Consider the following 13661-nt stretch of genomic DNA (forward strand, 5'->3'; position numbering starts at 1 on the left):
CGGAGAATTTCGTTATGAAACCCATCTATTTGGACCACGCCGCCTCAACACCGGTTCATCCGGAGGTGGCAGCGGTTATGTATGATATGCTGTTGAACGAGTACGGCAATGCGTCCAGTGTGCACCAGTTCGGACGGTCTGCCAAGAGAATTATTAATGGGGCGCGCGACAGAATCGCGGGCTTTTTGGGCTGTTCTCCTGAGGAGTGGGTCTTCACAAGCGGCGGCACGGAGAGTGATAATCTTGCGCTGTTCGGCGCAGCCTATGCTTCTGCTTCCAAGGGTAGACATATCATTACTACAGCGGTTGAGCATCATGCAGTGCTGCATACCTGTGCGGAGCTTGCGGGGCAGGGCTTCGAGGTCACCTATCTTCCTGTTGATTCTACCGGCCGTGTCTCTCTGGAGGATGTGGAATCGGCTCTGCGCGAGGATACAGTACTGATTAGCATAATGTATGTGAATAATGAAGTGGGAACTGTACAGCCTATAGAAGAGATTGGCAGATTGGCGGCCGAAAGGGGTGTGCTTGTGCATGTAGATGGTGTACAAGCTCTGGGAACACTGCCCCTGGTGCTCCGCGACCTGCCGGTCGACTATATGAGCTTCTCGGCCCACAAGATCGGAGGTCCGCAGGGAATTGGAGGCTTGTACGTCCGGCGGGGCGCGCCGCTTACGCCAATACAGCATGGCGGACTTCAGGAGCGCGGCCGGCGGGCGGGCACGGAGAGTCTGGCTCATACCGCCGGGTTCGCCAAAGCCGTTGAACTGGTTGTGCAAGGGCTGCCGGGTCATCATGAGCAGACACTGGAGCTACGCAGCACGCTGCTGAAGGAGCTGGACAAGCAGGTCGGAGCAGAGCGATATGTCGTCAACGGAAATGAACAGCATACGGTGCCTGGAATCCTGAATATCAGCTTTCCCGGAACCGGAACAGATGTGCTGCTGATGAACCTGGACATGGAACGGATTGCGGCGGCCAGCGGCTCAGCCTGTACATCAGGATCTCTGGAAATCTCGCATGTTCTCCGGGCAATGAAGCTTCCGGAAGAACTTTTGAACTCGGCGATTCGCTTTAGTACAGGTTTGGGTAATACTAATGAAGAAATGCAGGTTGTTGCCCAAAAAGTTGGAACCGTTTTGAGCCGGCTGCGTACTAGAGACTAGCGTCCGTGCATTCTGGCAGCCGCTTAAGAGGTACTCCGGCCCATGGGAACCCGTATGCAATACTAAGGTGAGGGGACTTGGGATACCATGAAGCTGCAAGATATGATTGGCCTCACTGTGTATGAAGTTGAAGAGGGTACTGAAGTCGGTGAAATAATCGATATCGGACTGGATTCAAACTGGAATATTACGGGTATTGAACTGGAGAGCAAATCTTTTTTCTCTAGTCATGTGAAAGTTGTGGCATGGGATAATATTGCCGCTTATGGCGAAGATGCTGTCATGATCCGCAATAAAGAGTCGATTGTTAAGGTCGACGCTGACCATATATCCTACACTTTCCTCTTGGGAAAGAACAAATTGAAGGACAGGCAGGTGCTTACAGCATCGGGAACGGTGCTTGGGCGAATATCGGATGTTTATTTTGACCAAAAGTTGGGAAACACAATAGTAGCGCTGGAAATCAGTGACGGGCTTGTAACTGATTTGATCGAAGGCCGCAAATGGCTGCCTTGTTCTGAAGAGATGACTATCGGAGAGGATTCTGTACTGGTTCCCGCGATGAGTGAAGAACGGCTCCAAAATGCCATTAATATTGTTAACGGATAGGTGGAATGTATTATATGAAGTGTCCAAACTGCAACTCCAAGGATATCGGCAAGATCGGCTCCCACCAGTTCTATTGCTGGGGCTGTTTCATCGAACTAACGGTCAACGGCGAGAAAATGTCGGTGTATCAGGTTGAAGAGGATGGCACGCTCAGCTCGCTTGACGATCTGTTCTCGGGTGAAGAGGTTGCACAGGATTTCCCGCAAATCCACGCTTCCTCCTGAGCATTGCCTGATTTATAATGTGACAACAGTTACATAGTTCCGCTATGCCCAAACACAGGGGTTGCTTGTTTAAGCTGCCCGGGTGTTTGGGCTTTTTTTAGGCTTTCTTCTGGTGCGGATAAAAAAGAACATATTCGGCAGGCTAACGGGCGTGTGGGCCGGATGTACGTAGAGAACCGAATACAATGGGCAGGTGCGGGGCGTGCGGGTCAAATGTAATCGAAAAACCGATTACATTTCGCCAAGCGAGGTCGTGCGGGCTGGATGTAATCGAAAAACCGATGAGATTTCGCCAAGCGAGGGCGTGCGGGCTGGATGTAATCGAAAAACCGACTACATTCGGGGCGGCGGAGATGTGTGGGCGGGATGTGGTCGAAAAACCGATTACATTGGACTCGCGCGAGCGGCGTTTACAGGAGCTCCGGACAAAGTTGCATCTTTGTTATACGTGATAAGGAATTGGTATGTCGTCTCCGGGATACGGACCCTATACTGAAATCGACTGGCACGAGACCAGAATTCAACAAGGTTCTATCACGAGGGGGAATGTTCAGATGTACCGCAAAGGAATATCCAAGCTTCTGATTGCCGGATTGCTGCTGTCAGGGATTCAGCTTCCGGGAACTACAGGAATAGTGCAGGCAGATAACGGGAAAGACGCAGACAGGCTGTCTGCAAGTACAGAACAGGCAGAGGCAGTCCGGGCGGCTGGGTTCGCCGATATGAAGCAGCACTGGGCTTCAGCCGCAGTGAACAGGCTGTCAGCCGCAGGAATTCTGCAGGGCGACGAGGCAGGACAATTCAGACCGGGACAAGCGGTCTCACGGGCAGAGATGGCCGCCATTATCAGCCGTGTGTTCCGTTACGCGGATTCAGGCAGCACTGTATTCAATGATGTAAGCGCTTCTTCCTGGTATGGCAAGGATGTAAGCCGTGTGAATGCCGCAGGCGTTATTCAAGGCTACGCGGACGGCCGGTTCCAGCCGGGAGCGGCTGTCACCCGCCAGGAAGCTGTAACCATGCTGAGCCGGGCATTCACACTGGAGGCGGGCTCCCCGGGTACGCTGGCTGCGCAGTCTGATGCGGCAGCGGTCAGCGGCTATGCCCGGGAAGCCGTGAGTGCGATGCTGGACGCCGGTTACCTGCGCGGCGATGCGGGCGGCAAGCTGAATCCGCAGGCGCAGATGACCCGGGCTGAGCTCGCCGAGCTGCTGAGCCGGATGGTCGGGTGGATCAGTTCCGGCGAGGGAAGCCAGAAGCTTGGCGCGGTGTCCGGCAATGTGATTGTTAACCGGGCGAATGTGCAGCTTGAAGACGGAACCGTGAGCGGCAATCTTTACGTCACAGCCGGAGCAGGAGAAGGGGAAGTTGGCTTCTCCGGCATCAAGGTGCAGGGAACGGCACATCTCTCTGGAGGAGGAGACCATTCGGTGGTGTTCCGCCAATCCACCCTGGGGCGGATCAAGCTGAACAAGCTCACCAACCTGGTACGAATGGTACTGGAGGAGGGCAGCACCGCAGCCCGGATAGAGTTGCTTAAGCCGGCGAAGGTGGAGATCGGAGCGGGCTCCCGCGCAGAGACGGTGGTCATCGGTGCAGGCGCTGCCGGATCAGAGATCGTGAGCCGGGGGCAGATCGGCCGGCTTGAGAACCAGGCGGACCGTGTGCTGCTGAACGGCCAGGCGCTCAAGCCCGGCGAGACGCTTCAGGACTTGTCGGGAACGGAAGCTACAGCGCAGGCAAGTGCCAAGGCAACCACTGCCCCAGTCCAAGCGGGCGGCGGCGGAAGTGCAGGCGGGGCAACGCCTGAACCAACAGCCGCACCTACAGTAGCACCAACGCCAGAGCCTACGGCAGCGCCAACCGCAGAGCCAACGGTGGCACCGACACCAACGCCAACACCGACTCCAACCCCGCCAATCCAGAACAATCCATGGGAGCTGGTCTGGAATGACGAATTCGACGGTCAGACCATTGATGAGACGAAATGGAATGTACAGGATACCGGCACGGTGTACAATAACGAGCTGGAATATTATCACCCGGACAATGCTTCACTTACAACAGAGAGCGGGCAGAGCGTACTGGAGCTGGAAGCCCGGAACCAGGCTTACGGCGGGAAGAAGTATACTTCAGCTAAGCTGACCTCCAAGATGAAGGGTGACTGGACCTACGGCAAATTCACCGTTCGGGCCAAGCTGCCGGTTCAGCAGGGCATGTGGCCAGCCATCTGGATGATGCCAACCGATGATGAGACGCAGTATGGACCATGGCCGGGAAGCGGCGAGATGGACATTATGGAATTGACGGGACCGGTCGCCGGCAAGGCAGGAGCAGATCTGTATCCAAGAACGGTCCATGGCTCGATTCACTATGACATTCCGCAAACTAGCCAGACCAAGACCTATGTATTGCCGGAAGGTCAGACCTTCGCTGATGATTATCACGATTTCACGCTGGAGTGGCTTCCGGGTCTGATCCGGTATTATGTGGACGATAAAATGTATTTTGAGACAAGTGACTGGGGGACGATGGCCAAAGGCCAGCCGGATTACTATACGTACCCTGCCCCGTTTGACAGGCCGTTCCATATGATTCTGAATCTGGCTGTGGGCGGCGACTGGCCGGGTGATCCGAAGGCCGACTTCAAGTCGGATAAAATGTATGTAGACTACGTACGGGTCTACAAATACAAGGACCTGGATCAATGGCCGGATGTAACAGGGAAGCGGCCGGTAGATCCGGGACTGTCGACCCCGCAGCGTCCTGCCCTGGCAGACGGGAATCAGATCTACAACGGGGACTTCAAGGGTGTTGCAGCAGCCCAGGGTCAACCCGAATATTGGGAATTGATTGCGAATGAAGGCGGAAGCGGAACCGTCTCCGTTATTGAGGATCAGGATAAGGGCAAGGCGGTGAAGGTTGCTGTCCATGAGGCCGGAACCCAGAACTACTCCATTCAGCTTGCGCAGAAGCCGCTGCTGCTGGAGAGGGACAAAGCCTACAAGGTGACCTTCGATGCCAAAGCGGACGCAGCCCGGCCGCTGATGAGCAAGCTGACCGAATTCGGCGGCGGATGGACGGCGTATTCCGGAGAGCGTAATTTCCAGCTTACACCGGACTGGCAGCCGTATGAGTACAGCTTTACGATGACGAAGGCTTCAGACAATAATGCCCGCTTTGAGTTCAACCTGGGTCTGAACAACATATCTGCCTACTTCGCGAATGTAAGGGTGGTAGAGACAGAAGCGCCGCCGGTAGTACGCACCCCGCTTGCTGACGGTAACCTGATCTATAACGGAGGCTTCGATCTGGGAGAAGCACGGCTTGGATACTGGAGCTTTGCCGTTAAGCAGGGCTCGGAAGCAGCGGCGAAGGCCAGTGTAACCAATACACTTGCTCTGCCGATGATGAAGCGGGAGTTCCGGGCGGACGTGCAGCAGGCCGGAGGATCGCCGGAGGATGTGACGCTGACCCAGGCAGGAATTCCTGTGTCCGCGGCAGGCGTCTACCAGCTTGCCTTCGATGCGAGATCGGCCGAGGCGCAGCCGCTTGGCATTAAACTGGCAGGCAGCGGCGGACAGACGGTCTATCCTGACGGAACCACCTTCACTCTGACACCGGAGTGGAAGAGCTATACAGCAGAAATTGAGCTGTCCGGCGGGTCCGGCACGGAAGCTGCGTTATCATTCCTTCTGGGCGCGGCTGCGGGACAGACCGAGATTGACAATGTGCGTCTGGTACGGATGACCGATCCGCCAGTGCTCGATAACTACCTGCATCTGCGTGGTGACCAGTTCTGGAGAGCCTCGGGAACCGGCCTGATTCCAAGCGGTGAAGGCGGCAAGGATATCACGGATATGGAGAAGGGCGACTATGTGGAATACAAGGTGGTACTGCCTCAGGCAGGAAGCATTGTTCCGGTAACCCGCGTATCCAGTGTGCGCGCCGATTCGGAGCTTACGCTGTCAGTGCTGGATGCCGGCAAGCAGAATGTAGTGACGGAATCTGTCTACAGCACGGCAGTTGGCGATACCGGAGGCCTTCAGTCCTACCGGGCGATCATTGGAGCCCCGCTTACGCTGCCTGCGGGAAGCTATTACATCCGTCTTGGCGGCAGCGGCTACAATCTGGCCTGGCTGGATCTGTCCCGCGAGCTGGTGGTGAACGGCAGCTTCAAGGATGCTTCCACCGACAACTGGACGCTGTTCAAGAAGGACTGGGAACCGGATGATCCCGGGAAGAGCACTGTAATGAAGGCTGTGTATGGAGAACTGCAGGTTAGCCTCGGCGGAACTGGAACGGAGGCTTGGCATGCACAGGTGAAGCAAGCGGGCATTCCGGTCGAGCAGGGCAAGAAATATCTGCTGCGCTTCGATGCGGATGCTTCGTTGGCCCGGGATATTAGAGCGCTGGTTCAGCGTGACGGGACTGAGGATGGCAACTGGACTCCTTATCTGGAACAGGAGCTGAGACTCAGCCCGGACGGCGGGCATTATGAATACCTGTTCACCGCGAAGGCCACTGATCCTGCAGCCGTGCTTCAGTTCAGTCTGGGCAAGATTACCGAAGAGCTCGGAGCGCATACGGTCAACCTGAGCAATATCTCCTTGCTTCAGGTAAGCCCGGTGCTGGACGGTGAGGCTTACGGGGAGAATCTGATTCCAAACGGCGATTTCTCGGCGCCGCTTAAGGGCTGGAGCAGCTACTCCTCCGACAACGGAGAGTTATCCATTGACAATGTGGATGGAGCGCTGCAGATCAAGGTGGGCTCCACCGGAACGAACACCTGGGACCGGCAGGTCTTTTATGAGGGAGTCGCTTATAACGAAGGCAATCATTATACACTTACCTTCAAGGCCAAGGCCTCGGCTGAACGCAAAATGAATATCAGCATCGGCTGGCTGGATGTAGCGGACAATTACAACTGGCACGGGTATACGAGCAAAATTGTTGATCTGAACAGTGAATATCAGGAATATACCGTAGAATTCGATGTTGCCGGGGGCAGCACCTCCATCGGCCGCATTTCCTTCGAGCTGGGAGATATCAAGGATGGCGGCACCGGGCATCTGATTGTGAACGTGGATGATATCGTGCTCACGAATAACGGAACAGCAGCACCTTAAGCATCTTGAACATGCTTTGGATTTTGTTATTCAGGCTTACGATTTGGTATTTAGACTGGACGCAGACACTTCTATAATTATTACATGGAGGACGGGCAACCGTTCTCCATGCTTGTTCAGAACTTCCCCCAATTCTGCAGCCCAATGCGTATACATAACAGGGAATGAATATCGTTCAACAGAAAACAGGAAAAGAGGAGAACCATTCATGATGCTGAAATTCAATACCGCAAGAGCGGCGGCTGCTTCGCCTGAGGATATCCTGAGACAGGCATTCGCAGACCGGATAGACCAGGGCGGCCGGCTAAGCGCCGTCTTCACGGATTCCCAGTGCACCGGAGCTGTTGGTGTAGCGGGCCTTCCGCTCTGGCTGCCTGCCATTCAGGAACTGCTGAAGCTCCCGGAAGTGGCAGCGCTGCTGCCGAAGGAAGCTGGCACATCCGCACTGTTCACCGTGAATGATACTGGTACGGCACTATCCCTGCATATCCGTCATGCGGGAAGACAGGAGCAGGCAATAGCTATACCGGAGGCGGCTGCAAGCGCGGCGCTGGTACAGCTTCAGGCTGCGCCGGGCTGGGCTGGTGCCCTTAACGCAGAAGGCGAACATGTCATTGACCTGCGCTCCCCCGTTCCGGGTCCTCACTTCGCGGTCAATCTGCTGCTGGGCAACCGTCTGGAGTTCCCTCATCCGCTCCAGACTACACCGAAGAGCGTGGTCGACCGCCTTGGCGGGGGCAGCTTCCGTTCCCATGCGGCTACCCAGGTGCTGGCGACCCGCTGGGATATGCGCCAGGAGGAGAACGGCTTCCCGGCCAACCGTCAATTCTATCTGTTCGAGGACGGGAAGCAGATCTTCTATTCCGCTGATCCGGGCGGAGAAGGCATTGAATCGGCGGTCTGCCGCCATTCACAGAATGTAACCATCATCACGTACCGCCTGTCCGGCGGACTTGAGATTACACGCACGATCTTCATTCTGCCGCATGCTGAAGGTCTGCCGCTGGCGACCGAGATGCAGCGGGTTACGATTACGAACCATGGAGAGAGCAGCCGCCAGCTTCGTCTGGTGTATACGGGCATGTTCGGCTCGGCAGCCCCGGGCGCTCTGTTCGAGGATGTGCTGTATAGCAATGTTATTATGCAAGGCGGCGTATTGCAGGACGCTGATGGTGCCGTGGCTGCAATCAGCCCTGACTACTACCCGGAAGGCGGGCGTCATGATCTTCGCTTCCACACGATGATTATCCACGGGGAAGACGGACCGGTGCTGCCGCGCGAATATTGCGTCAGCTACAATGAGTTCGTCGGCACCGGCTCGCTTCACCGCCCATCCGGTGCGCTGAAGCTGAGCAGCATTCTGCACCGCAAGGGCCCGGGCTTCTTTGCGGTAGCGGGGGAGATTCAGGTTGCTGCCGGAGCCTCTGCAGCGGTTGACCAGCTGACGGGCCTTGTCTCCGACAAGAGCGGTGCTACCTGGAGCGATACAGTACTGGAGGAAGAAGTAGGTGCATTGATCGCCCGCTTCACAAGCCGCAGCGCGGCTGAAGAAGCCTTGGTGCAATCCCTGAAGTTCGTGCGGAATTACTCCAGGTTCCTGCAGGTATCCTCCGGGGACGCGGATTTCGACCAGTTCGTGAACCGCAACCTGCCTTTTCAGGTGCTCTACCAGAGCTTTGTCTCCCGCTCCTTCTGTCAGACCCAGAAGGGCTACCGGGAGATCGGCTTCCGTGAAATTCAGGATATGTATGCCTCGATGTATTATTTCGTCGGGATGGGCCGGGGCGGCCTCGTCAAGAGCCTGCTGAAAGAGTGGACCAGCATGGTATTTGAGCTGGGGTATGCGTATCACAATTTCTTCTGGGTGGGCAAAGAACCTGGCAAATGGTCCGATGATGCATTATGGCTGATCCAGGCTGTCTACCGTTATGTCATGCTGACCGGAGATACGGAGTTCCTGGATGAGTCTTGTCCGGTAGCAGGCACGGATACCGAACGCCCTGTATTCGAGACCCTGAAGGCGATTATTGTCTATTCCGGGCAGATCTCGATCGGACGCCACGGCCTGCCGCTGCTCGACTTCGCAGACTGGAACGACTGTCTGAAGCTCGATGACACTTATCTGAACGGCCCGGCCAAGGAAGCACTCTACCGGAAGCAGCTGGAGGCCGGCGGTGTCTTCGGGGATTCGCTGGAGAGTGATTATTCCGAGAGCGTCATGAACGCCTTCCTGCTGAAGGTGGCGGTCGATGAATTGTCCGCCCTGGCCGCCCGCAAAGGCGAGCAGGCATATGCAGACGAGCTGACGGGCTTCGGAGCCAAGCTGCGCGAACGCATCCAGGAGCATGCCTGGAAGGGAGATTTCTTCGCCCGTGTGCTGTTCAACCGTTATCCGAACGGAGAATATACGTATCTCGGCGCTGCCGGGGACGGGATGTCCTCCGATCCGGCGAAGGACGGCTCGTACTTTCTGAATTCGTTCAGCTGGAGCATTCTGGCTGGCTGTGCGGATGAAGAACAGATTGCGGTAATGCTGGACACAATGAAGGCACATCTGATGACGCCTTACGGCATGAAGCTGGTCTCTCCGGTGGCGCTGGGCCGGGTATCCACGCACACGGCATCGGATGAATACTTCCCGGGTGACCGTGAGAACGGCGGCGTATTCAAGCATGCCTGCATGATGGCTGCTGCGGCTATGTTCAAGGGAGCCAAGGAAGTATCCAGCCCGGATCTGGCTGCTGAGCTCTGCCGCCTGGGTTACTGGCTGCTGGACCGGATTATGCCGTTCAAGACGATGGATGATCCCTTTGCCGTCTGCGGGAATCCGCGGTTCTGTACCCAATACAACAACAGCGAGACTGGTGAGAACATCGGTCCGATGCTTAGCGGCACCTCGACCTGGCTCACCCTCTCGCTGATGGAAGCGCTGGGTATTGAATATACGGAGCAGGGCATAGCACTGAGTCCGGTGCTGCGGGAAGAGCAGACGGAGCTTACCTATACCTTGAAGCTGGGCAGCTCCTCCTACCGGATTCAGGTCCGCAAGCCGGAGGGCTTCCACCGCATGCAGGACGGGGCAGCCCGCCTGACGCTGGACGGCCGGGTACTGGAGAACGGCTTGGTACCGGCCGTAGATGACGGCTTCGCCCATGAGGTAGAGCTTATCTTCGCGTAACTGACGGAATTACAGCGCCCGGTCACGGTACTCATGCGGGGTCATCCCCGCATATTCCTTGAAGAGCTTGATGAAATAATGGGCATTGGAGTACCCGAGCTCCGAGGAAACTTCATAAATTTTGAGCGGCGTATGGATTAGCAGATACGCCGCTTTTTCCATCTTTACCTGACTGATGTAGTCGCTGATCCGCTTGCCGGTCTCCAGCTTGTACATTTTGGAGAGATACACCGGATGCATCTGGACATGGTCGGCGATGGCCTGTAGCGAGACATAGTGCAGATTGCGGTTGATATACTCATGAACCTTGCTGATCAGCACGGTCCGGCTGTTCCGCCGTTCGGAATCTGTATGCTCTCTCAGCAGAAGGATAACCTCCATGGCCCACTCCCGCAGCTTGTCCGGTGTCTGAAAGGGAGCCTGCTCCAGCAGCGGATTGCCGACAATCTCGCTCAGCAGCTTGTTATTCTTATGAGCGAAGTAATAGAAGGCGGTCTCCAGGTGCAGACGTGCTTCCTGAATATGCTCCAGTGAACGCTCCGGACTATGGGCCAGCTCCGAGACGATAGCGTTCAGCTTGTCTTCAATACCCTGCCAGTTGTTCGCTTCGAACATGTGGAACAGCAGCGGAGGCTCATACAGCGGCTGGAGAATCTCCACCGGCTGGGAGCTGCTGTTATCTGTGGTATCGAGATAGATGCCGGTCTCGCTGCCGATATGCTGGCGAATCGCGGAGATGGCAGATTGATAGAGAGTGTAGACCTGATCCGGGAAGTCGCCCCAGCCGGTGGTCACCACGGACAGGCCGCCTCCCATCAGGGTGTTGACATGATTCTGCAGCTGATAGGCAGCCTGGGCCACCTCATTTCCAGGATTGCCGCCGAGTTCCGAATCCTCCCTGGGCTGCAGCAGGAATACGAGATAATCATGCACATCCTTGCAGGACCAGATCAGGAACCGGTCCTGGAACAGCTCCTGAGCGATGTTAATGATCGCATATTCGAACAGCAGCATGCTGTGCATATCCTGGCGCCGGAAGAATTCCTCGGGACGGACGACGGCCAGACAGACCGGCAGTCCGGCCCTGAGCGGCAGGTCGAACTGGTCCAGCCGCTCCTGGAGCTGCGGCCCGGGCAGCTTCCTTCCCTGCAGCAGCTCCCCGAGCAGGCGGTCCCGCAGAATCGGCAGATGCTCGCGGAAGGTCTGCATCGTCCGCTGGTGGGAGGACCAGGCCTCCCAGTCACTGCGCAGCTTCTCCTGCAGCTTACCGATAACGGCGATCAGCTGATCGTTCGCTATCGGCTTTAGCAGATAGGCGCTGGCCTGCTCTTCAATAGCCTTGCGGGCATATTCAAACTCCGCATAGCCGGTCAGCATCACCACCCGGATATGCTTCCAGCGCTTGCGGATGGCGGCAATCAGCTCGGTGCCGGACAGCTCCGGCATATTGATATCTGTGACTACAATATCGATAGGATAACGCTGGAGCAGCTCCAGCGCTTCATACCCGGAATAAGCTTTGTGGACCTGTCCGAAGCCCATCTCTGCCCAGGGAATTGAAATGGACAGATCATCGACCACATAAGGTTCATCGTCAACCAATAGAATTTGGTGCATCAGGTTCCTCTTTCTTCTCCATACGGAGAGTTGTTATTAGACCGCCTTCAGGTGAAGGGGAAATTATCAGGCCGGATGCCTCGCCGTAATGTAATTTGAGACGCTGCTGGACATTCCATAGCCCGCAGCCTCCATCCTCACGCGTGGTTTCGTTGATACGCACCTGAAGTGCTGCAATAGCTTCCTCTGTCATACCGGCACCGTTGTCCTCTACGGTAATGAGAATGGCTTCCCGGGTATGGCGGCCGGTGATCCGGATGGAGCCGGGGCCGATTTTTCGCTCAATGCCATGAATTATACTGTTCTCTACCAGAGGCTGAATCAGCAGCCGCGGAATGTGCAGGTCCAGCAGCCCGCTCTCCATATCGACCTCGTAGCGTATACGCTGCTTCCGCAGGTTCTGGATCTTCAGGTAAGTCTCCAGCAGCTTCAGCTCATCCTGAAGGGTGGTGAGGGAATGATCAACCCTGGTAATATAGCGGTAATATTCGCCCAGACTGAGTGCCATGGCCTCGACAGACTCTGTATCTCCTATAGCGGCCTTGCTCTTGATGAAGAACAGGCAGTTGTACAGGAAATGCGGATTGATCTGTGATTGAAGCTGCTTCAGATGGGCATCCTTGGCCCGGAGCTGCTCCAGATAGACCTGCTCGATCAGTGACTGAATCTTCTCGGCCATGTCATTGAATTCCTCATTAAGCAGCGTGAACTCCGGATTGGTCCGGGTATGGATACGTGTAGACCAGCGGCCTTCCTTCATCCGGTTCAGTGAACGCAGCAGCAGGCTCACCGGACGCTGCACTTGGCGGTAGAGCTGCAAGGAGAATAGCAGGCTCATCACCAGCAGGATGGCCGAGCCTGTCAGAAAGGAAGAGCGGCTGCTGCGGATTGGCTCAAGAATCTCCTTCAGCGGTGAATAATGCACGACGTGCCAGTCGATGGCCGAGGAGGGCACCGAGCTGACCAGGAAGCTGCCCTGCGTAAGGTCGAAGATGTCGGAGGTACTCTTCCCGGCTGTGATATTCAGTGCCGCAGTGACCTGCTCCGCCATCTGCCGGTCCGAACTCCGCGAGAGGATGACCCCGAATGACGGATGGTACAAGAAGGTGTCCCCCGTGTTCCGCGACTGGTAGGCATCGAACATCCGTTCAATATTGGAGACCGGCAGATACATGGACATCAGCAGCTGCGCCTCGCGCGGCCGGCTTGCTGCCTGGGCGGGGTCCGACAGGAGCAGCCGGAAGCCTGCCTCCGCGCCGGCCCTGTCCGCCGAGATATACTCCCAGCCTGCCGGAAGCGGTTTGTGCAGGACTGAGACATCGAAGGACAGCGAGGAATCCGAGCCCAAGGTCTCTCCGCTGAAGGGCTTGTACAAGACAATCCGGTTCTCCCACGTACTGGAGCTGGTCTGGAGGGACAGCTTCTCGAGCACCGTCATAATCGTCTGGGCGGGATCAATAAGATGGCCCAGCTGCGTAATCTGCTCATAATCGCGGATGGTGGGATCTCTTTGCAGCGCATACATGCTGCCCGCGAGCTGGTTGATGTTGTTATCCATCTGCTGGGTCAGGAATTCCAGATGATTAAGGTCGGTGATTTTGATCTGACTGGTAATGACTCCGACATCCTTACGGTAGGACATTCCGTAGAACAAGAGTGTGGCAGCAATCAGCGAGAGCAGGATTGCCACCATTTTAAGGAACAGGTTGGGACGAAATGCCACCATAAAGATCATCCT

General features: G+C 56.2%; 7 protein-coding genes. 5 read left to right on the forward strand and 2 right to left on the reverse strand.

Annotated features, from left to right (window positions below):
- The first annotated feature begins 14 nt into the window (after positions 1 to 14).
- From NSU18_RS27600 to NSU18_RS27620, 5 genes are all read left to right on the forward strand, one after another.
- Entirely contained in the window at positions 15 to 1166 is a 1152-nt protein-coding gene (locus tag NSU18_RS27600; RefSeq protein ID WP_341017385.1) for a cysteine desulfurase family protein, read from the forward strand.
- A gap of 87 nt (positions 1167 to 1253) precedes the next feature.
- Complete coding sequence (locus NSU18_RS27605) at positions 1254 to 1775, forward strand: PRC-barrel domain-containing protein (RefSeq protein ID WP_341017387.1); 522 nt, start codon at positions 1254 to 1256, stop codon at positions 1773 to 1775.
- A gap of 14 nt (positions 1776 to 1789) precedes the next feature.
- The gene (locus NSU18_RS27610) at positions 1790 to 1999 is read left to right on the forward strand and encodes a hypothetical protein (protein ID WP_036690502.1); all 210 of its coding nucleotides are present in this window, start codon (positions 1790 to 1792) and stop codon (positions 1997 to 1999) included.
- 554 nt (positions 2000 to 2553) lie between these two features.
- Entirely contained in the window at positions 2554 to 7128 is a 4575-nt protein-coding gene (locus tag NSU18_RS27615) for a carbohydrate binding domain-containing protein (RefSeq protein ID WP_341150551.1), read from the forward strand.
- 208 nt (positions 7129 to 7336) lie between these two features.
- Positions 7337 to 10306 carry a GH36-type glycosyl hydrolase domain-containing protein gene (locus tag NSU18_RS27620; RefSeq protein ID WP_341150552.1) on the forward strand — a complete coding sequence of 990 codons (2970 nt, stop codon included), beginning with the start codon at positions 7337 to 7339 and terminating at the stop codon, positions 10304 to 10306.
- A 9-nt stretch (positions 10307 to 10315) separates the two neighbouring features.
- On the opposite strand, the gene NSU18_RS27625 is transcribed toward NSU18_RS27620, so the two are convergent.
- Both NSU18_RS27625 and NSU18_RS27630 read right to left on the reverse strand, forming a co-directional pair.
- Positions 10316 to 11923, reverse strand: a complete 1608-nt coding sequence (locus NSU18_RS27625) for a response regulator (RefSeq protein WP_341017392.1) — start codon at positions 11921 to 11923, stop codon at positions 10316 to 10318.
- Positions 11901 to 13649 carry a sensor histidine kinase gene (locus tag NSU18_RS27630; RefSeq protein ID WP_341017394.1) on the reverse strand — a complete coding sequence of 583 codons (1749 nt, stop codon included), beginning with the start codon at positions 13647 to 13649 and terminating at the stop codon, positions 11901 to 11903. Before NSU18_RS27630 ends, NSU18_RS27625 begins: the two co-directional genes overlap by 23 nt.
- Positions 13650 to 13661 lie beyond the last annotated feature (12 nt).

The organism is Paenibacillus sp. FSL H8-0048 (assembly GCF_038002825.1).
Lineage (GTDB): Bacteria > Bacillota > Bacilli > Paenibacillales > Paenibacillaceae > Paenibacillus_AQ.